This is a genomic window from Micromonospora sp. DT63 (genome assembly GCF_049841615.1).
Classification (GTDB): Bacteria; Actinomycetota; Actinomycetes; order Mycobacteriales; family Micromonosporaceae; genus Micromonospora.
The window spans coordinates 374,833-397,945 of the sequence record NZ_JBNCKQ010000001.1 but is presented as its reverse complement, the minus strand read 5'-3'; the positions used below and the strand labels follow the sequence as shown (position 1 = coordinate 397,945).

The following is a 23,113-nucleotide window of genomic DNA, read 5'->3' as shown; positions in this document are numbered from 1 at the left end:
TTCAGCGCAGCGGGCCTCGGGCCACCGCCGCGCGCATGGCCGCGGGGTCGCCGACCGGGACGTACTCCAGCCACCAGGTGGCCCCGGCGGCGGCCACCTCGCGCAGGTGGGCGCGTTCGGCGAGCTCGTCGGGGCGGCGGCGTCGCCCGCCGATCGCCACGTCGAACGGCTGACCGTCGGCCCGGGTCGGCGGCATGGCCGCGACCAGGTCCCGGACCTCGTCGGGGGTGAAGTCGGCCCAGCCGTCGGTGTCGGTGAGCTTGTACGGAACGATGCCGTCGGCGCGGGCCGCGCGGCGTCGCACCGCCCCGGCCTGGGTGCTGCCGCCGACCCAGACCGGCACCCGGGGCGACTGCACGGGCGGTGGCCGCAGCGCCACGTTCTCGGCGCGGTAGTGGGCGCCCCGATGGTCGACACGCTCACCGCCGAGCAGGCCGGTCAGCAGGTCGAGGCCCTCGTCGAGCATCGCGGCGCGCACGGCCACCTCGGTCGGCTCGCCGAACGCGACCAGGCCCCGGTCGCCGGGGTCGCCGACGCCAACCGCCACTGTGGCGCGGCCCGCGCTCAGGTGATCGAGCGTCAGCACCTCGCGGGCCAGCTTCGCCGGACGGCGCCGGGGCAGCGCGGTGACCGTGGTGCCCAGGCGCACCCGCTCGGTGCGCCCGGCGATCGCGCCGAGCACCAACCACGGGTCGTAGGTGAACGGGTCATCGCCGGAGTAGTGGATCAGGTAATCCTCCAGAAACACCCCGTCCCATCCGGCGTTCTCGGCAAGCTCACCCAGCTCGACCAGGGTGGTCACCGAGACGTCGCCGCCACCGCAGGGGATCTCCAGACCGTGTCTCATCCGCCGAGGCTAGGCCGCGGGTGGGACAGTTCAGCCGCGGCGGCGGGACCGGGCGGCCCACACCGCGTACGCCGGGTCGCGGTCGAGGTTGTGCCGGTCCCGGTCGTAGCGGCGGGTGGTGCGCGGGTCGGCGTGGCCCATCGCGTCCTGCACGTCTTCGAGGGGGACGCCCTCGGAGCGGGCGGTGGTGGCGAACGCGTGTCGCAGCGAGTGCGGGGACAGCCGCGCCCAGGCGGGGATGCCGGCGGCGCGGGCGAGTCGGCGGACCATCCGGAACACCGAGTGCCGGTCGAGCCGCGCTCCGCTGGCGGTCACCAGCAGGGGTCCGGTCAGGTGTGTCACCGGCACGCCGGTGGTGGCGGCCCGCTGCGTCAGGTACGCGTCCACCGCGTACGCGGTGCCTGGCGTGAGGGCGCGGCGGCGCTGCTTGCCGCCCTTGCCGATGAAGCGCACGCTGCGGTGCCCGCGTTCGGTGCCGAGGTCGGTCAGGTCCAGCGAGACCAGCTCCCCCACCCGCAGGCCCAGATCGGCAAGCAGCGCGATCGCCGCCCGGTTGCGGGCCGCCGTCGGGCCGGTCTCCGCGTCGGCGGCGGTGAGCAGCGCGTCGACCTCCTCCGGGGTGAGCCCGACGGTGGCGGAGTGGTCCCGGTCGACGCGGGGCCGGTCCGCGCCGGAGACCGGGTTGGCCGGTACGCCGCCGAGCTTGACGAGGAAGTCGTACCAGCTGGACAGCGCCGACAGGCGGCGTGCCACGGTCGCCGGGGTCAACGGTCGGCCGCTGCGGGCGACGAGAGTGGACTCCAGCGTGCGGGCGTACTCGTTGATGTGCAGGAAGGTGGCCCGCAGCGGATCCAGGTCGTGCCCGGCGCACCAGCCGAGCCACGCGGTGACGTCACGTCGGTAGGCGTCGCGGGTGTGCTCGGACAGCCGGCGGTTGCGCAGCCACGCCTCGGTGACGTCGACCGGCCCGGTCGGCAGGGCCGGTCGGGCGGTGGGGCGGGCGAGCACGGGAGCGTCGGAGGACACCATGTGAAAAAGGTTCTCAGAGGCGGATGGGATTGCCACGCAGGCACGCCGACGACGGCCGGCGCGGCGGCGCGGACGGTGTCGGCTACGGTCGCACGGTGCGTGCCAGCCGGCTGGTCTCCCTGCTGCTGCTCCTGCAGGCCCGGGGGCGGATGACCGCCGCCGAACTGGCCGACGCCCTGGAGGTGTCGGTTCGCACCGTGTATCGCGACGTGGAGTCGTTGGGTGCCGCCGGTGTGCCGGTGTACGCCGAGCGCGGCCCGGCCGGCGGCTACCGCCTGCTCGACGGCTACCGCACCCGGCTCACCGGCCTGACCGCCGGTGAGGCCGAGGCGTTGTTCCTGGTCGGAGTGCCCGGCCCGGCCGCCGAGCTGGGCCTGGGCTCGGTGCTGGCCACTGCGGAGCTGAAGCTGCGTGCCGCCCTGCCGGCGGACCTCGCCGACCCCGGCGGCAGGATCCGGCAGCGGTTCCACCTGGACGCGCCGAGCTGGTTCCGCGAGCCCGAGCCGACACCGCACCTGGCCGCGCTGGCCACGTCGGTGTGGGAGGACCGTCGGGTCCGGGTGCGGTACCGGCGGTGGCAGGCGCCGCGGGAGGTGACCCGGACCCTCGACCCGCTCGGCGTGGTGCTCAAGGCCGGCCGCTGGTATCTGGTCGCCGCCGCGTCCGGGCAGGTGCGCACCTACCGGGTGGGCGCGATCCTGGAGCTCACCGTGCTGGACGAGCCCGCTGAACGGCCGGCCGGCTTCGACCTGGCGGCCTGCTGGCAGGAGCACGCCGAACGCTACGAGCGGGGCGTCTATCGCGCCGAGGCCCGGGTGCGGATGACCGTGGCGGCGCTGGCGCAGACGACGCACCTGTTCCCACCGGCGATGAGCCGCGCGGCGCAGGACCACGCCGGTGCCCCGGACGCGGACGGCTGGGTCACGACGACAGTGCCGATCGAGTCGGTCCGACACGGCCGCGTCGAAATGCTCAAGCTCGGCGCGCAGGTGGAGGTGCTCGCCCCGCCCGAGTTGCGGGAACTGCTCGCCGGCACCGCCCACGCGCTCGCCGCCCTCTACCCACCGCCCGGCGACGCGCCCGCACGAGACCAGAAGCCCGACAGACCCGCACGAGAGCCGGGGCCCGACGCGCCGGCGCGAGAGTCGACGCCGGGCGACGCGGAAGCCGGGGAGTCGGAGTCTGGCGACGCGCCGACGGCCGGCACCTCGGCACGGGTGCCGGCCGTCGAGGCCGTCGCGGTCAGGCGTTGATCTGTCGGCGTGCGTCGCCGTTGGCGGTGATGGTCACCCGGCGGGGCTTGGCGCGCTCGGCGACGGGGATGCGCAGCGTCAGCACCCCGTTCTCGTAGCCGGCCTCCAGCTTGTCGGTGTCCAGGGTGTCGCCCAGGAACAGCCGCCGGGTGAAGGTACCCATCGGGCGTTCGGCGGCGACCAGCTCGACACCGTCGCCGGTGGGCCGGCGCCGCTCGGCGCGGACGGTGAGCACGTTGCGCTCCACCGTGCAGTCGATGGTGTCCGGGTCGACGCCCGGCAGGTCGAACGCCGCGTAGAAGTGGTCCCCGTCGCGGTAGGCGTCCAGGTGCATCATCGCGGGACGGGCTGCCGTACCGAAGAACTGCTCGGCGAGCCGGTCGATCTCGCGGAACGGGTCGGTACGCATCAACATCGCTGTGCCTCCTCGGTTCTCCTGGCCGAAGGTGATGAGTTGAGTCGTAGTGACTCAACTTCCTGCTTCTTATTTACCGCGCCCGGCGGCGGCCGTCAACTCCTGCGGCCCAGCCGTTTCTCGAACCAGTGCTCGGCGTACCTGCCGTGCGAGTAGGCGGGGATCTCGGCGTAGCCGTGTCGGGCGTACAGGGCGCGGGCCTCGACCAGGTCGGAGCGGGTGTCGAGCCGGATCCGGTCCGCCCCGACCGCCCGCGCCCGCTGCTCGACGGCGGCCAGCAGCGCGGCGCCTCCACCGGCGCCCCGGTGCGCGGGCCGCAGGAACACGCGGGTCAGCTCGGCCCACCCCGGACGCCATCGCAGCCCGGCACAACCGGCCAGGTCCGCGTCGCGGTGCGCGAGCAACAGCAGACCACCGGGGTACGCCAGGTCGTCGCTGGGCATCTCGGCCAGCGCCGCGTCGACCTCGCCGGGTCGGGCCGGGCGGCGGTGGTAGCGCACCACCATCTCGGTCATGTACTCGCGCAGCAGGACTGTCGCGTCCGGATGGTCGGGACGGACGGTGGAGGTCACCCAGGCGGGCCGCAGGGTCGTGGTCACCCGTCGATCGTCACTGCCCGGTCAACGGATTTTCGGCCTCCGTCAGCTGGTAGACACCCTGCTCACGGGTGAGCAACCGCTCGTCCACCAGGTAGCGGCGCAGGGTGGCGTGGTCCGAGGCGCCGGCGGCGCACCACGGTGTGAGCGCGTCGTCGACGGCCCGCTCCGGATAGCGCGTGCCCGGCTCGAACGACTGCCGCGCGACGTGTGCCAGCAGCACCCGCCGCCGCGCGAGCTGCGCCGGCATGCCCGTCAGGACGCCACCGCGCAGGAACGTGCGCAGCACCGGATCGTCGGACGGCGCGTCGTCGTCGGCCGGGCGGCTGTCGCGCGCCGCCGCCCGCAGCGACGCCTCGTCGACCGCGAGCGCGCCGTCAGCGCCGGTGACGAGACCCGCGTCGGCGAGCCGCCGGAGCCCGGTGAGCACGACCCGCGCCGCCAAGCCGGAGCGCTGCACGACCTCGGCCACGCTTGCCGATCCCAACGCGACCGCCGCGAAGACCCGTCGCCGTCCGTCGTCGGCCAGGGCCCCGGCCAGAGCGTGCGCGATCATGCCGGTCACCCTCCCATCGGCGTACGAGGGCCGCCAGGCGATTTTCGGAGTACGCGCCCAGGCCCGCCGTCGCCGGCCTCCTGGTCCGCACCTCGAGGTTGGTCAAGATCGGGTCAGCGATCAGCTGGGGAATTGATCCTGGCGAGAGGTCCACCGCGACGACGTGAACGCCGCAGGCGCCGCACGGCCTGCATGGCAGCGGTGGAGGCGAGAAGACGACTGAAGCGTCGAATTCGACGGCAGGAGTGTCCGTGCGGGCGAAGGCCCGCACACGGATATGGCGGGAGTTATTCATGGTTCCGGCGATTCCAAGCTCTCGGCAGGAGGCACTGGGGGCCTCCCGGATCCAGTGACGGATAGCCGGCGTCTCGGCGCGGAGGGCAGACGGGGAGGTGACTCGAACCCGTCCTCATCGCGCACGTGCGCCACTGGTCACTGATCCATGCGCGTCAGCATGGTCGACCCCTGACTCGCGGGCAACGGATTTCCGGGCGGCCCCGCCGTCGGGGGCGCGACGTACCGCCACCGGTTGCTCGGCGACGTACCGCCAGCCGGCTACGGTGCGTCGGCCGGCTGTTCGGCGACGAGCAGCACCCGGCGCAGCAGGTCCGACAGCAGCCGCCGCTCCTTCGGCGTCAACGCGCCGAGCAGTCGCTGCTCCTCGGCGCCCTGGCTCTCCATCGCCGCGCGCCACGCGTCCATGCCCTCGTCGGTGAGTTCCACGTCCACGCGACGACGGTCGACCGTGGACGGGATGCGGCGCACGAAGCCCCGCCGCAGCAGGGTGTCGACGCGCGCGGTGATCGAGGCCGGGGCCACCGTCAGGTCCGCGGCCAGGTCGGAGGGCGCCGCGCGGCCGCGCCGGCCGGCGAGGGCGTGCAGGGTCTCGTACTCGTGCCGGGGCAGGTCGAAGTCGGCGAGGACCCGTTCCTTGACCGCGCGCAGGTGCCGGGTCAGGCGGATCATCCGGACCACCGCGCCCTCGATGTCCCTGTCGAGGTCGGGCACCACAGGGAGCCAGCGCTCGATGTGCTGGTCGACGACATCTTCGGTGGCGGTCACGACGCCAGCCTAGCTCAGCACCGAAATATTCATTGCCGAAAGGTTCGGTGTCTAAGTACATTGCGGGTATGGCTCATCCCCTGCGCACCCGCCCCTTCCGGCTGCTGTTCCTCGGCCGCACCGTCTCGGCCGTCGGGGACGCGGTGGTGCCCGCCGCCCTGGCCCTGGCCGTGCTGCGGGCCACCGGCTCGACCGCAGCGTTGGCAGTCGTCCTCGCCGCGGCGATGGTGCCCCGGTTGCTCCTGCTGCCCCTCGGCGGTGTCGTCGCCGACCGGTTCGCCGCCCGCCGCGTCGCCCTGCTGGCCGACCTCGTCCGCTGCGCGACCCAACTCGCCGTCGGCGTCGAGTTGCTCGGCGGCGACCCGGCGCTGACCACCGTCGTGGTGGCCTCCGCGCTCGGCGGCACCGCGTCGGCGTTCGCCATCCCCACCGCGTCTCCCCTGGTCGCCGGCACCGTCGCGCCGGCCGAACGGCAACGCGCCAACGCCCTGATGGGAGTCACCGCCAACGCCAGTCGACTGCTCGGCCCGGCGTTGGCCGGCGCGCTGATCTGGGCCGCCGGCCCCGGCTGGGCGTTCGTGATCGACAGCGCGTCGTTCGCGCTCAGCGCCGCCCTGCTCGCGCTGGTCCGGGTCCGACACGTGCCGGTGCCCCGCCGCAGCGTCCTCGCCGACCTGCGGCACGGCTTCGGCGAGGTGCGCGCCCGCGACTGGTTCTGGACGAGCCTGCTCGGGCACGGCGTGTGGAACGGCGCCGCCGCCGTGCTGATGACCCTCGGCCCGGCCGTCGCCATTCACCGCCTGGGCGGGGAGGCGACGTGGGTGCTGCTGTTGCAGGCTGGCGCAATCGGCATGCTCACCGGCTCACTGCTGGCCGGGCGGGTCCGGCTCCGCCGGCCGGTGCTGCTGGCCAACCTCGGGCTCGCCGCCTACGCCGTGCCGCTGTTCCTGCTCGCCGTCGCCGCGCCCGCCCCGGCCGTGATCGTCACGTACGCCGTGGCGCTGACCGCCCTGGGCTACCTCAACCCGGTCTGGGAGACAGTCGTGCAGCACCACTTCGCACCGGAGGTCCTGGCCCGGGTCACCTCGTACGACTGGCTGGTGTCGCTGGCCGCGATGCCGCTGGGCTACGCGCTGGCGCCGCTGGCCGCCGACGCGTTCGGCGCTCCCGTACCCCTGGCGGTCGCCGGCCTGCTGGTCCTGGCCTCCTGCGCCGGCACCGCGCTCGTGCCCGGCGTACGACGGCTCACCTGGCCGACCGCCCCGCAACCGCAACCGGCCGAACCGGCCGGCGTGCGCTGACCAGGTCGGGCGATGTGGACGGTCAGCGGGCGTCGCGTGCCAGGGCGAGGAAGCGGCGCCACGACTGCGGGTTGAACGTGAGCGTTGCGCCGTCGCGATCCTTCGAGTCCCGCACGAGGACCACACCCGGGAGATTGTCGGCGACCTCGACGCAGTCGCCGCCGTTGCCGCCGCTCTTCGTGCTCGTGCGCCACTGCGCCCCGGTCAGGTCCATGATGCCGCCGCTTCTCTGAGAAGGTCCAGGGAACGCCCCCGGGGCAGCGCCTCGCCGCGAATGCGCTCCCACCGCCGCTCCAGGCTAACAAGCTCCGATGTCTGGTCGAGGATCTGCGCCTGCGCGGCGCTGTCGACGTGCGCGACCCGCGAACCGTCCGGCAGGTCGGCGATGGTGAACGGCCCGTCGAGCCCGGGATAGCTGGGCGCGTCCGCCGGGACGATCTGGAGCTGGACGGTGTCGGTCTCGACGTACCCGAGCAGGTGCGTGAGCTGCGCCGCCATCAACGCGCGGTCGTCGCCGACGCGACGGCGCAGCACCCCCTCGTCCAGCACGGCGATGAGCAGCGGCCCGTCGCCGTCGCGGTCGAGAATCGACTGCCGGCTGATCCGCGCCCCGGTGAACTCGTCGACCGCGTCCGGCGTCAGGACCCCGCCGGCCAGGGTCGCCCGGGCGTACGCCTCGGTCTGGAGTAGACCCGGCACCCACGCCAACTGGAACGACCGCAGCGTCAGCGCCTCGCGTTCGAGGTCGACCCAGGGTCGGAACCACACCGGTTCGCGGCGCCGGAGGGCATCCGGCCACAGCGCGTCGGCGTCGCGGGCCAGTAGCTCCGCGACTGTCGTGCGGTGCCGGCTCTGGGGAACGTGGCCCGGGTTCGCCCACCGGGCGACGGTCTTCGGGTGCACGCCGATCCGATCGGCGAGGCTCTCGGCGGTGTGACCCGCTTCGGCGAGCGCTGCGACAAACGCGTGATTCATGCCGTCCCTTCCCCGGGGCAAATGGGCTGCGCCAAGGAGATTACGTAACGCTGTGTGCTTGTCCAACGACTCCCGGGAAAGTGGGGTATCGACGGCGCGGCCGGCAGGGACCCGAACCCGGCGGACGCGTTCGTGGCGGGGCCGCTTGCGCGACCGCAAGCGGCCCCGCGTCCAGCAGCCGACCAGGAGGAAGACCGTGGCACACACCGAAGGAACGGCCCGGAGGCCGACGCACTCCCCGCTGCGGCCGTCGTGGCGCTGCCCGGTCTGCGGCATCCTGTGGCCGTGTTCGACCGCGAAGCTGCGCCTGCTCGGCGAATACCGCGAGGATCGCCCGGGTCTGTTGACCCACCTGGCGACGGTGCAGCAGGAGGCCGAGGCCGACCTGACCGCGCTCAACCCCGGCGTGGCGCTACCCGACCTGACGCCGCGTTTCGTCGGCTGGGCGCAGGCCCGCTGAGCGGAGACTGGGCGGCGCCAACCATGGACCTGGCCATGTCGGCGACCTCACGGAGTGATCGCAGGAGGCCCGTCGGTGCGCAGGCGCGCGTGCTGATGCATGTCGTGCCAGCCGTCGGCGTGCCGCACCGACCCGCGCGCCACACCCTCCACGGCGAAGCCGGCGCGCGTGGCGACCCGGCACGACGCCCCGTTGGCCGTCGAGTGGTGCAGGGCCAGCCGGTGCAACCCGGCCCGGGTGAAGCTCCACCGGGTCAGCGCCCCGAGCGCCTCGGTCGCGATCCCACGACCACGGGCGGCGGGCAGCAGCCAGTACGACACCTGCGCCGACCCCTCGGTCAGCAGCACGTCCCGCAACCCCGTCTGACCGACCGGCCGGTCGTCGTCCCCCACGATCGCCCAGCTCACGGCGGTCTCGGCGCTCCAGCGGGCCGCCCACTGCGCCGTCCAGGCCCGCGCCTCGTCGTCGCTGTCGAGACGACGGGCGTGCCACCGCTGGATCACCGGACAGTCGAAGGCGGCGCGTACGGCAGGGGCGTCGTCGTCGCGCCACGGCCGCAGCGCCAGCCCGGGGCGTACCGGAAGGTGGGGTTGCTCCTGGGCGGCGAGGCGCCCGGCGGGCACGGCGGGCGTGACGAGCAGCGGCATCGGTCCATTATCGAGCGGACGGCCTCATTCTCCGGTCGGCCCACCCGCCAGCTCGGCCACCACGTCGAGGTGCCCCAGGTGGCGGGCGTACTCCTGAACCAGGTGCAACAGCACCCGTTCCAGGGACGCCGGGTCGGCGCCGTTCCAGCGCGGGCCCGGTGCGCCGATCTCCGCGAGGTCGTGCGCCGAGACCACCGCGCTGGTGTGCGCGCCCTGGGCACGCAGCGCCGCCACCAGGTCGGCGAGGGTCTCGTCGGGGGCGACGTACCACCTGTCGTCCCGACGGTCACCCCACGGCTCGGCGACGTCCCGGCCCTCGAAGCCCCACTCGATCCAGCGCAGCTCGACGTGGCGCAGGTGCGTGAGCAGCTCCAACGGGGTCCACCCGGACGGCAGACGGCTGTGCCGCAGCTCCGGCGCCGCCAGCGCCGACACCTTGGCCACCACTGACTCCCGGAAATAGTCCAGGTAACGCAGGAAGACCTCGGTGCGGCTGCCGGCGACGCCGGTGGGCTCGGGGAAGGGGATCACGGCCCGGTCGGCAGGTCGCGGCCACGCTGACGCACACCCGCGCCGCCGTACGGGTAGTCGCCCACCAGCGGTGCGCTCGCCTCGTCCAGCAGCCGCATCTGCTCCGCGTCCAGGACCAGGTCGGCGGCGGTCAGGTTGTCGTCGAGCTGCTCGGTGGTCCGCGCGCCGAGGATCACCGAGGTGACCGCCGGTCGGGCCGCCAGCCAGGCCAGCGACACCGCCGACATGGAGGCGCCGTGTTCCCCGGCGACCTGGCGGACCGCGTCGAGCACCCGCCAGGTGCGCTCCTGCGCGTTGCGACCCGCGTACGCCTCGACGCCGCGCTGCGGGTTCTCGCCGAGCCGGGTGGCGCCGGTGGGCGTGCTGTCGCGCTGGTACTTGCCGGTCAGCCAGCCGCCGCCCAGCGGCGACCACGGCAGGATGCCGATGCCCTCGTTCTCGCAGACCGGCACCAGCTCGAACTCGATCTCCCGGGCCAGCAGGTTGTACTGCGGCTGGAGGGTCACGATCGGGGTGAGGTTGAGGTGCTGGGTGAGCAGGGCGGCCTTCTGCAACTGCCAACCGGTGAAGTTGCTGACCCCCGCGTAGCGGATCTTGCCGGCGCGGACCGCGTCGTCGAAGAAGCGCAGCGTCTCCGGCAGCGGGGTCAGCGGATCCCACGCGTGCGCCTGGTAGAGGTCGACGGCCTCCACCCCGAGCCGCCGGAGGCTGGCGTCCAGGGCGCGGGTGAGGTGCACGCGGGACAGGCCGGCGTCGTTCGCCCCGGGGCCCATCGGGAACCGGCCCTTCGTGGCGATGACGAGGCGGTCGCGCAGGTCGGGGCGGGAACGCAGCCACCGACCGACGATCTCCTCGGAGACGCCCGTGGAGTAGACGTCGGCGGTGTCGAGGAAGGTGCCGCCGGCCTCGACGAACCGGTCGAGCTGGGCGAAGCTGCCCTCCTCGTCGGTCTCCGCGCCGAACGTCATCGTGCCCAGACACAGGGTCGACACCACCGTGCCGGTGGCGCCCAGAGTGCGATATCGCATGTCGTCCTCTCGGTCCGAGTTACGAAGCTGATCTTCGCACCTGGTCAGAACACCTGCACCCGCAGGCGCGGGGGCACCCACGCGGCGGCTTCGCGGGCGATGATGAGTCGGTGAGCGAGCCCGCCATCGACACCGATCGACCACACCGGCCGGCACGGTCGTCCGCGCCGGCCGAGCTGCCGCAGCCCGGTCCCCGTGCGCTCGGCCCGTGGCTGGTCGCCGCCGCCACCAGCGTGACGCTGCTGCTGCTCGCCGGCCGCTACGGCTACCACCGCGACGAGTTGTACTTCCTGCTCTGCGGCCGCCACCTGGCCTGGGGCTACGTCGACCAGGGCCCACTCGTCCCGGCGCTGGCCCGGCTGCTGGACACGATCGCGCCGGGCAACCTGGTGGTGCTGCGTACGCCGTCGGCGCTGCTGGCCGGCGTCGCCGTCCTGCTGGTCGCCGCCATCGCCCGCGAGCTGGGCGGTGGCCGGGGCGGGCAGAGCTTCGCCGCGGTGCTGGCCGCGCTGTCCGGCATCGTGCTCGCCGGCGCCCACCTGCTCAGCACCACCACCGTCGACCTGCTGGTCTGGCTCGCCGTGGTGTGGTGCGCGGTGCGGCTGCTGCGCACCGGGGACAGCAGGTGGGCGCTCCCGCTCGGGCTGGTGCTCGGCGTGGGCATGCTCAACAAGCTGCTGCCCGCGTTGCTGGCCGTGGGCCTTGTCGCCGGGGTGGTGATCGCGGGGCCACGTCGGCTGCTGCGCGACAGGTGGGTGCTCGCCGCCGCCGGGATCGCCGCGCTGCTGGCCGCGCCGAACCTGATCTGGCAGGCCGCGCACGGCTTCCCGCAGCTCGGTGTGGCGGCCTCCATCTCCGGCGGCGACAGCTCCTACAGCAGTCGCCTCGACGCGCTCACCCTCCAGTTCGCCATCATCAGCCCGTACGCCGTGCCGATCTGGATCGCCGGCCTCGTCGCGCTGCTGCGCCGGCCGGCGTGGCGGGGGTACCGCGCGGTGGGTTGGGCCTGGGTGGTAGTTGTCGGCATCGTCCTGGTCGCCGGCGGCAAGGGTTACTACGACGCGCCTCTGCTGCTGGTGCTCACCGCCGCGGGCGCGGTGGTGACCGCCGCCTGGGCGTCGCGTGGCGCGGCGTGGCTGCGTCGCGGGGTGCTCGCGGTGGGCGCGGTGCCGTTCCTGCTGCCCACGGTCGTGCTGTTGCTGCCGGTGCTGCCGGCCGACCGGCTGCCCAGCTTCGTGGTCGACGTCAACTACGACGCCGGCGAGACCATCGGCTGGCCGGAGTTCGCCGACTCGGTGGCCGCCGTCCACCGTGGCCTGCAGCCGCAGGAACGCTCGCGGGCGGTGATCCTCACCGGCAACTACGGAGAGGCCGGGGCGATCGCCCGGTACGGGCCGGCCCGTGGGCTCCCCCGCGCCTACTCCGGGCACAACAGCATGGTGGATTTCGGCCGGCCACCCGCCGACGCGGACGTGGCGATCGTCGTCGGCTGGGAGCGCCCCGACGCGCTGAACGCCTGGTTCACCGAGTGCACGCCCGCCGGGCGGGTGGATCAGCGGGTCGAGGTGGACAACGACGAGAACGGCGGCCCGATCCTCGTGTGTCGGGGGTTGCGGCGGCCGTGGGCGCAGATCTGGGACACCGAGGTACGCCACACCGGCTGAGCGCGGTCAGCCGGCGCTGTCGCCGGTGAGCCAGGCGCTGACGCCGGCCAGGGCCTCGGGGCCGGAGTCGACGTCCACGTCGCGGGCGAGGTCGGCGATGGTGATCCCGGCCAGGGCCTCGCGCCACGCCTTCTCGGCCGTCGCCATGGCGCGGGCGATGGGACACGCGCGGGTGCAGGCTTCGGGTGGGGTGGCCAGCGGGCCGCGCTGGCGGATCTCGGTGCAGACGAAGGCGGGGCCGGGCCCGTCGACGGCGTGGACCACGTCGAGCAGGCTGATGCTCTCCGGAGCGCGGGTCAACGCGTAGCCGCCCGCCTTGCCCTGCACCGAGTGGATGAGCCCGGCGCGGGCCAGCGACTGGAGCTGTTTGGCCAGGTAGCTGCCGGAGACGTCGTGCAGCTCCGCGAGCCGGGCCGCCGGGACGGGCCTGCTGCTGGCCGTGAGCACGACGCAGCAGTGCAGCGCCCACTCCACCCCGCCGGACATCTTCATCGCCTCACCCTAGCCACCCCGTTACTCGGACCTGTCGTGTCCGAGTATAGTTCTCGGACATAGGAAGTCCGAGTTACGTGCCGCCAGTGGCACGGCGGACAAAACAGACAGGGATGGTGGAACGGACATGAAGATCGCCGTGATGGGCGGGACGGGCCTCATCGGGTCCCAGGTCGTCCGGATCCTGCAGGCGGCCGGGCACGACGCGGTGCCGCACTCGCAGTCGACCGGAGTCGACCTCCTCACCGGGCAGGGCCTGCCCGAGGCGCTCAAGGACGCCGACGTCGTCGTCAACCTGACCAACTCGCCGACCTTCGACGACGCGTCGCCCGCCTTCTTCCAGACGACAATGGACAACCTGCTGACCGCCGCCGAGCGCGCCGGCGTCGGCCACGCCGTGATCCTGTCCATCGTCGGCGTCGACCAGGTGCCCGACCTGGCCTACTACCGCGCGAAGGTGCTCCAGGAGGACATCCTCAAGGCCAGCAAGGTGCCGTACTCGATCGTCCGCGCCACCCAGTTCTTCGAGTTCGTCGACGCAGTCATCTCCTGGACCGCCGACGAGAACGGCGTCCGCCTGCCCAGCACCCCCGTGCAGCCGATGGCCGCGGCCGACGTGGCCCAGGCCGTCGCCGACGTCAGCGTGGGCACCCCCCTGCGCGGTGTGCGCAACGTCGCCGGCCCCGACGTGTTCACGCTCGACGAACTGGGCCGGATCACCCTCGCCGCGCACGGCGACAAGCGCACCGTCACCACCGACGACAGCGCCGGCATGTTCGCGGCCGCCCCCGGCGACGTGCTGATCGCCAAGGAGGGCGCGGTACTCGCGCCGACGTCCTACCGGGAGTGGCTGGCGCGCTGACTTTCCCCAGGCGGTGTTCCGGCGTACGCCCCCCGCGCCGGAACACCGCACCCCCGTGCGGCGGTGTCCACTGCGCCCCGCTCGTGCCGTAGGCCGCCTCCCGCGGTTCACCTCTTCGGGCGGACCGGCCCGGGATGCTGGACGCTCAGGTGCGAACGGGGCGACCGGCGCGCTCCGGCCCGGCGTCGGGACAGTGAGCGGATCAGGCCCGCGTGCACCCGCTGCTCGTCACGGGTGCTGAGCCCGAGCTGATTGTGCAGCAGGTGGACCAGGTCGAACGTCATCCTGCCGTCGTATCCCGGTGCGCGGCGGCACGCCTCCAGCAGGTGTGACCAGCAGGTCAGCGGGTGGCGTTCGGTCTTGAGCGCGGTGGCGATCCGCTGCCAGCGGACGCTCGGCAGGGCGGCCGCGGCGTCGGACGGAACGTGCTCGTTGTCGCCCCGCAGGGCGGGGCAGGTGTGCACGGCCGCCACCATCGCCAGGTCCACGGCGGCGCCGAGGCGGGCCTGCCGCCCCGGGGTCATCCCGATCAGGTCGACAGCCACGTCGACCAGCCGTGGATCGCGCGCTGGCGGAGCGGCGAGGTGCGGCACGTGCACGGGGCCCTCCGCCCCGACCGCCGCACAGAGCCCGGCCAGTCGGGCCGCCAGCAGGCGCGGCGTGCTGCCGAGCAGGTGCAGACAGACCACCCGTGGCGACTGGCGGGTGAACGACCAGGCGGACAGCTCGCCGACAGCCTGAAGGCCGTGCAGCAGTGGACTGATGCCCTGGGTGAGGAACGCGTCGGCCACCGCGGCCCGCGGCGGCAATAGACACTGAAATGCGTGCCATCGTTCCGACTCGCTCAGCATCACCTCCGCATCTGACGAATTGTCCAGATAGGATCGATAATGAACGGTCATCCGAAGTCCCCCCAGAAGGCGTCGCACCGCCGGGGTCGACATTAAGCGACGGGGAACGATGCGACAGTAGGGGAAACCCCACATTGTCGTGAACTCACCGCAACCTCCAGTGTGCGCTGTGTCAAGAACCAAGTACGCTATTTCGGTTTTTGGACAGCAACATTTGCTCTCTTCGACAATAGGACCAACCGGTCCCGCGATCGCAGTTCTTGTCGTGCGGACCTAGAGTTGCATCTGCCGCTCGCCCGAGCGCCGGCAATTGGCACCGCCGGCATCGGGCACGCCGAGAGGCCCGAACGGGACAGATCCTGGGGGTGGCAGTTGAAGCTGGGCCAACACTCGCCGTGTGCTCGCGTCCGACCAGGCCGTCGGGCCGCCGCCGGGCCGCGTCCGACCGCGACCGGCCGATGGCGTACGCCGACGGGCCGGGACGCCCCGGTGCCCGTCGTGGGGCGCCGATGAACATCAGCGAGGAGGAGTTCGCCCCGCCGCCGTCCGGCGACCCTCTCGACCCCCTGGTCGGGCGCAACTGCGCGCTCGACCTGTTCGACCGCGCCCTGGCCGGGGTCCGCGACGGCCAGCCCGCCATGATCGAGTTCGTGGGTGACCCCGGCACCGGCAAGACGCGGTTGCTGCGCGAGGTCGCCACACGAGCCCGACGAGCCGGGGTGCGCGTGCTCGCCGCCGCCGGCCGCGACGGCCACCAGGTCGGGCAGGCCATCGCCGCGCTGACGGATGAGCCGGGCGAGGCGGTCCGCGCCGGTGGGCCGCTGCTGCTGCTCCTGGACGACCTGCACACCGCGTCATCCGCGACGGCCACGCTGCTGCGTCGGCTCGCGCAGGCACCACCCCCGGGTCTGCTGTGGATCACCGCGTACCGGCCACGGCAGATGCCGTCGTGCGTGACCACCGCGCTCGCCGCCGGCATCCACCTGAGCCGCCGGGCGGTCACCCTGACACCGTTGGATCCGGCCAGCGTCGCCGCGCTGCTCGGGCTGGTGGAGGGACGCGCCGCCCAGCGGGTGCACGTGCTCTCCGGCGGTGTTCCCCGCTACGTCCTCGCGTACCGACCGGGCGCCCTGGACGGCCCGGTCGCGGCACTGCGGGGCCTGCCCGCCGAGTTGCCCGTCGACGTCACCGGCGCGGTTCAACTCGACCTCGACGCGCTCACCGACGAGCAGCGGCAGATGCTGGAGGCCGTCTCGGTGTGCCCGGACGGGTTCGAGCCGGCGCTGGCCGCGGCGCTCGCCGACCGCGGCCCCGAGGTCACCAGCGACCTGCTCGACGCGCTGGTCGCCGTCGACCTGCTGCGCACCGACCCCACCGAGGCGTCGACCCTGCGGTTCCGCCACGAGGTGGACCGCACAGTCGTGTACCGCGCGTTGTCCCCCGGCCGGCGGCGACGCCTGCACGCGACGGCGGCCCGCGTCCTGCGCGAGCTCGGGCATCCCGTCGGCCGGTACGCCGAACACCTGTCGGCCAGCGGGCAGTGCGCCGAACCGGCGACCGCCGATGCACTGATCGAGGCGGCGGAGAGCGGTCTCGTGCCCCGGCTCGACGCGATCCGGTGGTTGACCAACGTCCAGCGGCTGCTGCCCGCCGCCGAGGTCACCGAGCCACGGCGTACGCGGCTGGAGTTCGCGATGGCCGACGCGCTGGTCGGCGCAGGTCAACTGCGCCAGGCCCGCACCCTGTTGCAGGAACTCACCCGCCGTCCTCTCGCCGACTGCGACCAGCGGCTGCGGGCGGTGGCCGCACGGGCGCGGGTGGAACGCCTGCTGGGCCGGCCGTTCGACGCGTACGCGCTGCTGCTGCCGTACCGGGACGGGCGGGTGGAGCCGCGCAGTCGCTTCCTGCTGACCGTCGAGGCGGCGATCGCCGGCGCCCTCTGTGGAGCGCCCGACGCGGCCGAGCACGCCCGGAGTCTGAGCCCGCTGGCGGAGCGGACCGGCTCGGCGGTCTGCGCGACAACTGCCGCGGTGGTGCAGTCGTTCGTGGCCGCGTACACCGACTGTGGGATCCGGGTGCCCGAGACGCTGGACCGGGCGTCGTCCGAGGTGGACGCGTTCGCCGACACCGACCTGGCCCGGCACCCGGACCTGTTGGCCCTGCTGGGCTGGGCCGAGTACCTCCACGAACGGGAGCGCTCGGCCCTGCACCACTTCGACCGTGCGCTGGACATCTGCTGCCGTGCGGGTCTCGTGGCGCTGACCCCCTGGCTGCTGGTCGGCCGTTGCGCGGTGACCGCCCGACTGGGCAGCCTGGAGCGGGCCCGGGTCGAGGGCGAGGACGCCGAGGAGGTGGCCGTCGCCATGGGCATCGACCCGCTGGTGGCGCTGGCCCGCGCATACCGGGCCATCGCGGTGGCCTGGCGCAGCGGCCCGAAGGCGGCCCGCCACCTGGCCGACACCGCAGTGCTGGACGCCAGCACCCGCCGCGAGAACTGGTACGACGGGGCGAGTCAGCGCGTGTCGGTGCGTCTGCGCTTCCTCGCCGGGGACCGGGCCGGCTCCACGTCGACGTTGCTGCGCGCCTGCGGTGGGGATGGTCTCGACCGGGTCGAGGTGACCAACCGGGCCTGCTGGGCCTCGGCGCTGGCCGAGATGGCCCACAAGGCCGGTCGGTGCGACGAGGCCGCGCGCTGGTTGGACGTGGCCGAGGGGTACGCCGCGCGGCTGGGGCTGCGGGGGCAGAGCGCGCTGACCCGGATCGCCCGGGCGCGGCTGACCCTGGAGGCGGATCCGCGCTGCGCCGCCGAGCTGGCCGCCGCGGCGGCGGACACCTTCGCGAGTCTGGGGTGGAGGCTGGAGGAGGCGTCGGCGCGGTTGGTGCGGGCGCGGGCTCTGTGCGAGGCCCGGGAGTGGTCGGCGGCGGAGGTCGAACTCGCCGAGACCCGCCGTATCGCGGAGCTGGTGGACTCGCCGCCGCTGCGCCGCTCGGTGGCCGGCGAGCAGAGCCGCGCGGCCGGGGCGGCGGGCCGTCTTCCGGCCGGGGCGACGGGTGGGGAGCTGACCCTGACGCGGCGGGAGTGGGACATCGCCCGGCTGGTGGCGGCCGGTGCGAGCAACGCCGAGGCGGCGGACCAGGTGTACGTGACAGTCAAGACGGTGGAGGCTCACCTGACCCGGATCTTCCGCAAGACGGGTGTGTCGTCGCGGGCCGGGTTGGCCGCGCTGCTGGTGTCCCGGGCTGTCGACCCGCGATCCGCTACCGAGGATCGAGGGTCTGGGACCCGCAGGGCCCGTTTTGACCGTTGATGCCCACAATAAAACGGAGATGAAGGATAGGCGTCCCGTGGCGAGTGTCGGATATCTCGCCTTCTGCCTGCGGGAATCTGATATCTTGTCTCCCACCACCGGTCAAACCCGACAGGGTTGACCGGGGGGCCGGAAGCCGCACTGGCTCGCCCGGAGATGCGCAGGGAAGGCATCGTCGTGAGTCAATACATCATCACCATCGTGCCCGTGGAGGACGACGGTGAGGAGATCACCGGCCCGGTGGCCCAGACCGTCGTCCGTCTGGAGACCGGCAACGGCCACCCGGTCGTGCGGGAGCTCACCGTCCGCGCACCGCAGAGCGCCGGTCTGACCGGCGAGCTGCCGTACGTCGACTTCGATGCCCTGCTGCGCGCCTTCATCCCCCCGCAGGACCGGGACCGCAGCCGCGCCGAGGCCGCGCCCCGTCCGGCCGTGACGGTCGGGCCGGTCCCCGCGACCACCACCGCCACCACCGCCGCCGCGCCCCGGCCGCAGCCGCCCCGACCGGCCCGCCGGGCCGGCGAACCGGAGCGGCTCAGCCGACTCAAGGCCGGTCGCGCGTACCGCCGGGCACCCGACCCGGCGGACCTGGAGGCGGTCTACGAGCAGGTCGGCACGATCAGCCGCGTCGCCGAGCACTTCGACGTTCCGGTGCACACGGCACAGGGCTGGATCAGCCGGATGCGCCGCAAGCACGACGAGGTCAACGCCGGCTGACACCCGGCTCGGCCGGCACACCGGTCAGCACGGCCAGCGCGTCCACCACCGCCGGCGTCGCCCGGTCCAGCCAGCGCTCGATGCCGACCTCCGCCGTGTCGAACTCGCGCTCCAGCAGGCACAGGCCGGCCGTGGGCACGCACGCGCCCACCTCGGCCAGCAGGGCACCCAGGTAGGTGTCGACGACGTGCCGGTGACCGGACCGGGCGGCGGTCATCACCGGCACCGCCACCACCCCGGTCAGCGCACCCCGGGGCAGCACGTCGACGAAGAGCTTCAGCAGCCCGCTGTACGCCGCCTTGAACGTGGGGCTGGCCACCAGCAGCAGCCCCGGTCGGCGTACCGCCTCCAGCACCTCGTCGAGGGTCTCCGGCCGGCTGCCCTGACCGACCAGTTCGGCCGTCAGCTCGGCCAGGTCGATCACCGTGGGCGCGGCGACGGGGGTCGGGCCGTGGGTCAGCCGGGAGTGCAGTGCCTCCGCGGTGGCCAACGCGACGGTCCGCGTACGGGAATGGGGTTTCGGGTTGCCGATCAGCGCGGTCATCGGCAGCTCCGCGACGGGCCCGGTCATCGGCCCACCGCCAGCTCCGGAGTCCGCCGGCCGCCCTCGGCGTGCGTGCCGTCCCCGTCGGTCCCGCCATCCAGGAGGCCGTCGTGGCGCAGCAGCGGCAGCACGCCCTCGCCGAACCAGTACGCCTCCTCCAGGTGCGGCTGCCCGGACAGGATCAGATGGTCCACCCCGGCGGCGTGGTACTCGGCGATCCGCTCCGCGACCTCCTCGTGACTGCCCACCAGCGCCGCGCCGGCACCGGGCCGGATCAGGGAGTAGCCCGCCCAGACGTTCGGGTACACCTCCATCCGGGCGTTGCCGTCGACGTGCAGCGCCGCCGCCCGCCGCTGGCCCTCCGAGTCGGTACGCGCGAAGCGCTGCCGGGCGGCGGCGATCCGCGCCTGGTCGACACCGGCGAGGAGACGGTCCGCCTCGGCCCACGCCTCCCGCGCGGTGTCCCTGGTGATGACGTGGAGTCGACTCCCGGTGCGCAGCGTGCGGCCGGCCTCCGCCGCCTGCTCACGTGCCCGACCCAGCAGCTCGCCGAGCTGGGCCGGCGTCTCACCCCAGGCCAGGTACACGTCCGCGTGCCGGGCGGCCGCCCGCTGCGCCGCCGGCGACGACCCGCCCAGGAACACGGCCGGAGCGGTGGCCGGCGGCCGGGCCAGCAGGGCGGACTTCACCCGGTAGTGCTCGCCGTCGTGGTCGACCGGCTGACCGGACCACAGTCCACCCAGGATGGTGAGGAACTCCTCCGCGCGGGCGTAACGGGCGTCGTGGTCCAGCCAGTCGCCGTAGCGGCGCTGCTCGTCCGGGTCGCTGCCGGCCACGATGTTGAGCAGCACCCGGCCCGCCGAGACGCGGTGCAGGGACGCGGCCATCTGGGCGACGAGCGTGGGCGAGGCGAGCCCCGGCCGTAACGCGATCATGAACTTCAGCCGCTGCGTCTGCGCGGCCAGCGCGGACGCCACCACCCACGGGTCCTCGCAGAACAGCCCGGCGGGCGTGAGCACACTGGCGAAACCCAGCCGGTCGGCGGCACGCGCCACCTGCGCCAGATAGCCGATGTCCGGCGGCCGGCGGGTGATCCGGGCCGGCCGGCTCCCGCCACCCCGGGCGGGCTCGGCCAGGTCACGGCCGTCTCCGTGCGTCGGCAGGAACCAGTGCAGGTCCAGTGGCATGGGGTCACTCCCCTTCCGGCGCGACGTCGAAACGCGCGGGCATCGCGGTGACGGCGTTCATGAAGTTGGTCCGCATCCGGCGTACCGGCCCGGTCAGTCGGAGCCGGGCCAGGTGCGGACGGATCGCGGTGAGGAAGGCCGCCATCTCCAACCGGGCCAGGTGCGCGCCCAGGCAGAAGTGCGGACCGATACCGAACGCCAGGTGCGGGTTGGGATCGCGGGCGAGGTCCAGCCGGTCGGCATCGGCGAACGCGGCCTCGTCCCGGTTGGCCGAGACGTAGTAGACGACCACCTTGTCCCCGGCGGCGATGCGGGTCCCGTCGAGGACCGTGTCGCGGGTGGCGGTGCGGCGGAACTGCATGATCGGCGTGACCCAGCGCAGCAGCTCCTCGACCGCGCTCGCGGTCAGGTCGGGCTCGGCGATCAGCCGGTCCCGCTGCCCGGGGTGCTCCAGCAACGCCTGCACCCCGTTCGAGATGAGGTGCCGGGTCGTCTCGTTGCCGGCGATGACCAGCAGCAACCACAGCTGACACAGCTGCGCGTCGGTCAGACCCCGACCGTCGGCCTCGGCGTGCACGAGGAGGCTCAACAGGTCGTCGCCGGGCGCGGCCCGGCGCTGGGCCGCCAGCTGCCGCACGTACGAGAAGGCCGCCGCGAAGGTGTCCCGGTAGCGCTGCACGCTGGCACCGCCGTAGCGGGGATCGTCGAACCCGACCAGGTTGTTGCTCCACTCGAACAGCAGCCGCCGGTCCGCCCGCGGCACACCGAGCAGGTCGGTGAGGACGAGCAGCGGAAGCTCGGCAGCGAGGTCCGCCACCACGTCGATGTCCCGCGCGGCCACCGCCCGGGCGACGACCTCCTCGGCATGGCGGGTCACCAGCTCACCGAGGCGGCCCACCGCGCGGGGCGTGAACGCCCCCGCCACCAGCCGCCGCACCCAGGCGTGCTCCGGAGCGTCCATGTTGATCAGAAGCTGGCGGTTGCGGTCCAGATCCTCCGGGGTCCGGGGGTCGGCGAGGAACGCCCCGCCGGCCGCCGACGAGAACGTCGCCGGGTCGCGGGACACCGCGGACACCGCCGCGTGGCGGGTGACGGCCCAGAAGCCCGGACCCCGGGACCGCACCGACCGGTCGTGGTCGGTGCGGGTCAGCTCGACCTCCTCGACCCAGGCCACCGGCGCCTCCCGTCGACGGCGGGCGAACTCGTCGTACGGCACGCCGGCCAGGAAGGTCCCCGGGTCCGCCAGCAGACCCGGCGACACCGGGGCCGCCCGGTAGCGGTCCCGCAACGCCCGGCGGGGCACCTTGCCGGTCGGCTCGCGCGGGATCCGGTCGATCACCTCGTACGAGCGCGGCACCTTGAAGCCGGCCAGGCTGGTCCGGCAGTGCGCGTCCAGGACCTGCTCGATGCCCCGGGCCGGCCACGCCGGGTCGAGCTGCACCACCGCCCGGACCTGCTCGCCGAACTCCTCGTCGGGCACGCCGATGACCACGCTGTCCCGCACGGCGGGGTGCGTCGACAGCACCGCCTCCACTTCGGCGGGATAGACGTTCACGCCGCCGGTGACGATCAGCTCCGCCGAGCGGCCGGTGAGGAACAGGTAGCCGTCGGCGTCCAGGTGGCCCAGGTCGCCGACGGTGAAGGTGTGCGGGGCGACGTGCGCCTTTTCGGTCTGCTCCGGAGCGTTGTGGTAGTGGAACCCCCGGCCCGGCGGCCGCCGTACGGCCACCCGGCCCTCCTGCCCGGCGGGCACCGGCCGGCCCTCGTCGTCGACCACCACCACCTCGGTCGGCGGCGCCGGCCGGCCCACCGTGCCCGGCCGGGCCAGCCAGGTGTGCGAGTCGGCGAGGGTGACGATGCCGGCCTCGGTCGCGGCGTAGTACTCCACGAACACCGGCCCCCACCACTCGATCATCGCCCGCTTGGTCTCCGGCGGGCACGGGCCGCCGCCGTGCCAGATCCGGGCGAGGCTGGCCCCGGAGAACGCCGCCCGGGTCGCCGCGTCGACCCGCAGCAGGCGGATGAACTGGGTCGGCACCAGATGACTGATGGTGATCTTCTCGTCGTCGATCACGCGCAGCACCTCGACCGGGTCGAACCCGCGGCGCAGCACCAGCCCGCACCCGCGCAGCAGCGGGAACTGGGCGAAGAACAACTGCGCCGAGTGGTACCAGGGACCGACGAGCAGCGCCTGCCCCTGCGTCGGAATGCCCAGCCCGGCGCCGAGCGCCTCGGTGGTGGCGGCCACCCGGTCGATCGGCGCACCCACCTTGAGCAGCGGGTTGACCACCCCCTTGGGGCGTCCGCTGGTGCCCGAGGTGTAGAGCAGCACGCCACCGGAGAGCGCCGGAACGCCCGGGTCCGCCGGCAGGTCGTGCACCGGCGTGAACCCGTCCCCGCCGTCCACAGTCACCAGCAGGTCGGGGCCGCCCGGCGTACGCGCCACCGCGTCGCGCACCGTCGACGCGTACGCCGCCTCGGTGAGCACCGCCCGCGCGCCGCAGTCGGTCAGGATGTGGGCGATCTCCGGCGCGGTGAGGTGCCAGTTGACGGGCACCGCCACCAGACCCGCGTGCACGCAGGCGAGCAGCGCCTCGAACGTCTCGTGCCGGTTGCCGAGTACGAACGCCACCCGGTCACCGACGTCCAGGCCGGCCCCGCGCAGCACGCCGATCCACCGGTCCACCGACCGGTCCAGCTCCGCCCACGTCCGGGTGGTCCGCTCGTCGGTCAACGCGACGTCGCCGGCCCGGTCCCGGACCATGGTCTTCAGCAGCTCGGCCACTCG

Annotated in this window: 23 protein-coding genes; 7 read left to right on the top strand and 16 right to left on the bottom strand. The window is 73.7% G+C overall.

The features are described from left to right. Nucleotide 1 precedes the first annotated feature (1 nt). Both ACLQ27_RS01895 and ACLQ27_RS01890 read right to left on the bottom strand, forming a co-directional pair. Nucleotides 2-847 carry an LLM class flavin-dependent oxidoreductase gene (locus tag ACLQ27_RS01895; protein ID WP_425865400.1) on the bottom strand — a complete coding sequence of 282 codons (846 nt, stop codon included), beginning with the start codon at nt 845-847 and terminating at the stop codon, nt 2-4. A 30-nt stretch (nt 848-877) separates the two neighbouring features. Then, nucleotides 878-1,876, bottom strand: coding sequence for a tyrosine-type recombinase/integrase (locus ACLQ27_RS01890; RefSeq protein ID WP_357490487.1), 999 nt, complete (start codon nt 1,874-1,876; stop codon nt 878-880). 95 nt (nt 1,877-1,971) lie between these two features. Between ACLQ27_RS01890 and ACLQ27_RS01885 the strand changes: the two genes are divergently transcribed. After that, entirely contained in the window at nt 1,972-3,129 is a 1,158-nt protein-coding gene (locus ACLQ27_RS01885; protein ID WP_425865398.1) for a helix-turn-helix transcriptional regulator, read from the top strand. Here ACLQ27_RS01885 and ACLQ27_RS01880 read toward each other — a convergent pair. The 4 genes from ACLQ27_RS01880 to ACLQ27_RS01865 form a co-directional block, all read right to left on the bottom strand. Beyond that, nucleotides 3,119-3,544 (bottom strand): Hsp20/alpha crystallin family protein, encoded by a 426-nt coding sequence (locus ACLQ27_RS01880; RefSeq protein ID WP_234585291.1) that lies wholly within the window; start codon nt 3,542-3,544, stop codon nt 3,119-3,121. The two genes, ACLQ27_RS01885 and ACLQ27_RS01880, sit on opposite strands and share 11 nt — an antisense overlap. Before the next feature lie 95 nt (nt 3,545-3,639). Next, nucleotides 3,640-4,143, bottom strand: coding sequence for a GNAT family N-acetyltransferase (locus tag ACLQ27_RS01875; protein ID WP_357490483.1), 504 nt, complete (start codon nt 4,141-4,143; stop codon nt 3,640-3,642). Between the two features lie 10 nt (nt 4,144-4,153). Continuing rightward, nucleotides 4,154-4,696 (bottom strand): DUF2087 domain-containing protein, encoded by a 543-nt coding sequence (locus ACLQ27_RS01870; protein ID WP_357575836.1) that lies wholly within the window; start codon nt 4,694-4,696, stop codon nt 4,154-4,156. Between the two features lie 555 nt (nt 4,697-5,251). Then, nucleotides 5,252-5,758 carry a MarR family winged helix-turn-helix transcriptional regulator gene (locus tag ACLQ27_RS01865; RefSeq protein WP_357490479.1) on the bottom strand — a complete coding sequence of 169 codons (507 nt, stop codon included), beginning with the start codon at nt 5,756-5,758 and terminating at the stop codon, nt 5,252-5,254. A 68-nt stretch (nt 5,759-5,826) separates the two neighbouring features. On the opposite strand from ACLQ27_RS01865, the gene ACLQ27_RS01860 reads away from it, so the two are divergent. Further along, nucleotides 5,827-7,059 (top strand): MFS transporter, encoded by a 1,233-nt coding sequence (locus ACLQ27_RS01860; RefSeq protein WP_357575835.1) that lies wholly within the window; start codon nt 5,827-5,829, stop codon nt 7,057-7,059. 22 nt (nt 7,060-7,081) lie between these two features. Here the strand turns inward: ACLQ27_RS01860 and ACLQ27_RS01855 are convergent, their stop codons facing one another. Continuing rightward, nucleotides 7,082-7,273 carry a DUF397 domain-containing protein gene (locus tag ACLQ27_RS01855; RefSeq protein WP_357490476.1) on the bottom strand — a complete coding sequence of 64 codons (192 nt, stop codon included), beginning with the start codon at nt 7,271-7,273 and terminating at the stop codon, nt 7,082-7,084. Beyond that, entirely contained in the window at nt 7,264-8,034 is a 771-nt protein-coding gene (locus tag ACLQ27_RS01850) for a DUF5753 domain-containing protein (protein WP_357490474.1), read from the bottom strand. Before ACLQ27_RS01850 ends, ACLQ27_RS01855 begins: the two co-directional genes overlap by 10 nt. A gap of 196 nt (nt 8,035-8,230) precedes the next feature. On the opposite strand from ACLQ27_RS01850, the gene ACLQ27_RS01845 reads away from it, so the two are divergent. Beyond that, nucleotides 8,231-8,494, top strand: coding sequence for a flavin reductase (locus ACLQ27_RS01845; RefSeq protein ID WP_357575833.1), 264 nt, complete (start codon nt 8,231-8,233; stop codon nt 8,492-8,494). 47 nt (nt 8,495-8,541) lie between these two features. On the opposite strand, the gene ACLQ27_RS01840 is transcribed toward ACLQ27_RS01845, so the two are convergent. From ACLQ27_RS01840 to ACLQ27_RS01830, 3 genes are read right to left on the bottom strand one after another with little or no spacing between them, the layout of a single operon-like run. Further along, a complete protein-coding gene (locus ACLQ27_RS01840; protein ID WP_425865395.1) occupies nt 8,542-9,141 on the bottom strand; it encodes a GNAT family N-acetyltransferase in 600 nt (199 codons plus the stop codon). Nucleotides 9,142-9,165: 24 nt separating this feature from the next. Further along, nucleotides 9,166-9,672 carry a DUF664 domain-containing protein gene (locus tag ACLQ27_RS01835; protein ID WP_357575831.1) on the bottom strand — a complete coding sequence of 169 codons (507 nt, stop codon included), beginning with the start codon at nt 9,670-9,672 and terminating at the stop codon, nt 9,166-9,168. Continuing rightward, nucleotides 9,669-10,700: an aldo/keto reductase gene (locus tag ACLQ27_RS01830; protein WP_357490468.1), complete on the bottom strand. Its 1,032-nt coding sequence runs from the start codon at nt 10,698-10,700 to the stop codon at nt 9,669-9,671. Before ACLQ27_RS01830 ends, ACLQ27_RS01835 begins: the two co-directional genes overlap by 4 nt. A gap of 110 nt (nt 10,701-10,810) precedes the next feature. Between ACLQ27_RS01830 and ACLQ27_RS01825 the strand changes: the two genes are divergently transcribed. After that, nucleotides 10,811-12,364: a glycosyltransferase family 39 protein gene (locus ACLQ27_RS01825; protein ID WP_357575830.1), complete on the top strand. Its 1,554-nt coding sequence runs from the start codon at nt 10,811-10,813 to the stop codon at nt 12,362-12,364. Nucleotides 12,365-12,370: 6 nt separating this feature from the next. Here the strand turns inward: ACLQ27_RS01825 and ACLQ27_RS01820 are convergent, their stop codons facing one another. Continuing rightward, the gene (locus ACLQ27_RS01820) at nt 12,371-12,856 is read right to left on the bottom strand and encodes an RrF2 family transcriptional regulator (RefSeq protein WP_425865394.1); all 486 of its coding nucleotides are present in this window, start codon (nt 12,854-12,856) and stop codon (nt 12,371-12,373) included. A 127-nt stretch (nt 12,857-12,983) separates the two neighbouring features. Between ACLQ27_RS01820 and ACLQ27_RS01815 the strand changes: the two genes are divergently transcribed. After that, nucleotides 12,984-13,718: an SDR family oxidoreductase gene (locus ACLQ27_RS01815; RefSeq protein ID WP_357575828.1), complete on the top strand. Its 735-nt coding sequence runs from the start codon at nt 12,984-12,986 to the stop codon at nt 13,716-13,718. A gap of 107 nt (nt 13,719-13,825) precedes the next feature. On the opposite strand, the gene ACLQ27_RS01810 is transcribed toward ACLQ27_RS01815, so the two are convergent. After that, nucleotides 13,826-14,509, bottom strand: a complete 684-nt coding sequence (locus ACLQ27_RS01810; protein WP_357490462.1) for a hypothetical protein — start codon at nt 14,507-14,509, stop codon at nt 13,826-13,828. Between the two features lie 569 nt (nt 14,510-15,078). Here ACLQ27_RS01810 and ACLQ27_RS01805 point away from each other — a divergent pair. Next, complete coding sequence (locus ACLQ27_RS01805; protein WP_357490461.1) at nt 15,079-17,877, top strand: helix-turn-helix transcriptional regulator; 2,799 nt, start codon at nt 15,079-15,081, stop codon at nt 17,875-17,877. 177 nt (nt 17,878-18,054) lie between these two features. Next, nucleotides 18,055-18,594 (top strand): hypothetical protein, encoded by a 540-nt coding sequence (locus ACLQ27_RS01800; RefSeq protein WP_425865392.1) that lies wholly within the window; start codon nt 18,055-18,057, stop codon nt 18,592-18,594. On the opposite strand, the gene ACLQ27_RS01795 is transcribed toward ACLQ27_RS01800, so the two are convergent. Genes ACLQ27_RS01795 through ACLQ27_RS01785 form a run of 3 tightly spaced genes read right to left on the bottom strand, consistent with a single transcriptional unit; the run spans nt 18,581 to nt 23,110 of the window. Next, nucleotides 18,581-19,165: an NADPH-dependent FMN reductase gene (locus ACLQ27_RS01795; protein ID WP_425865391.1), complete on the bottom strand. Its 585-nt coding sequence runs from the start codon at nt 19,163-19,165 to the stop codon at nt 18,581-18,583. The two genes, ACLQ27_RS01800 and ACLQ27_RS01795, sit on opposite strands and share 14 nt — an antisense overlap. Next, entirely contained in the window at nt 19,162-20,325 is a 1,164-nt protein-coding gene (locus ACLQ27_RS01790) for an LLM class flavin-dependent oxidoreductase (protein ID WP_425865390.1), read from the bottom strand. The genes ACLQ27_RS01795 and ACLQ27_RS01790 overlap by 4 nt, the downstream gene beginning before the upstream one ends. Nucleotides 20,326-20,329: 4 nt before the next feature. Then, nucleotides 20,330-23,110, bottom strand: coding sequence for a cytochrome P450 (locus tag ACLQ27_RS01785; RefSeq protein WP_425865389.1), 2,781 nt, complete (start codon nt 23,108-23,110; stop codon nt 20,330-20,332). Between the last annotated feature and the right edge of the window lie 3 nt (nt 23,111-23,113).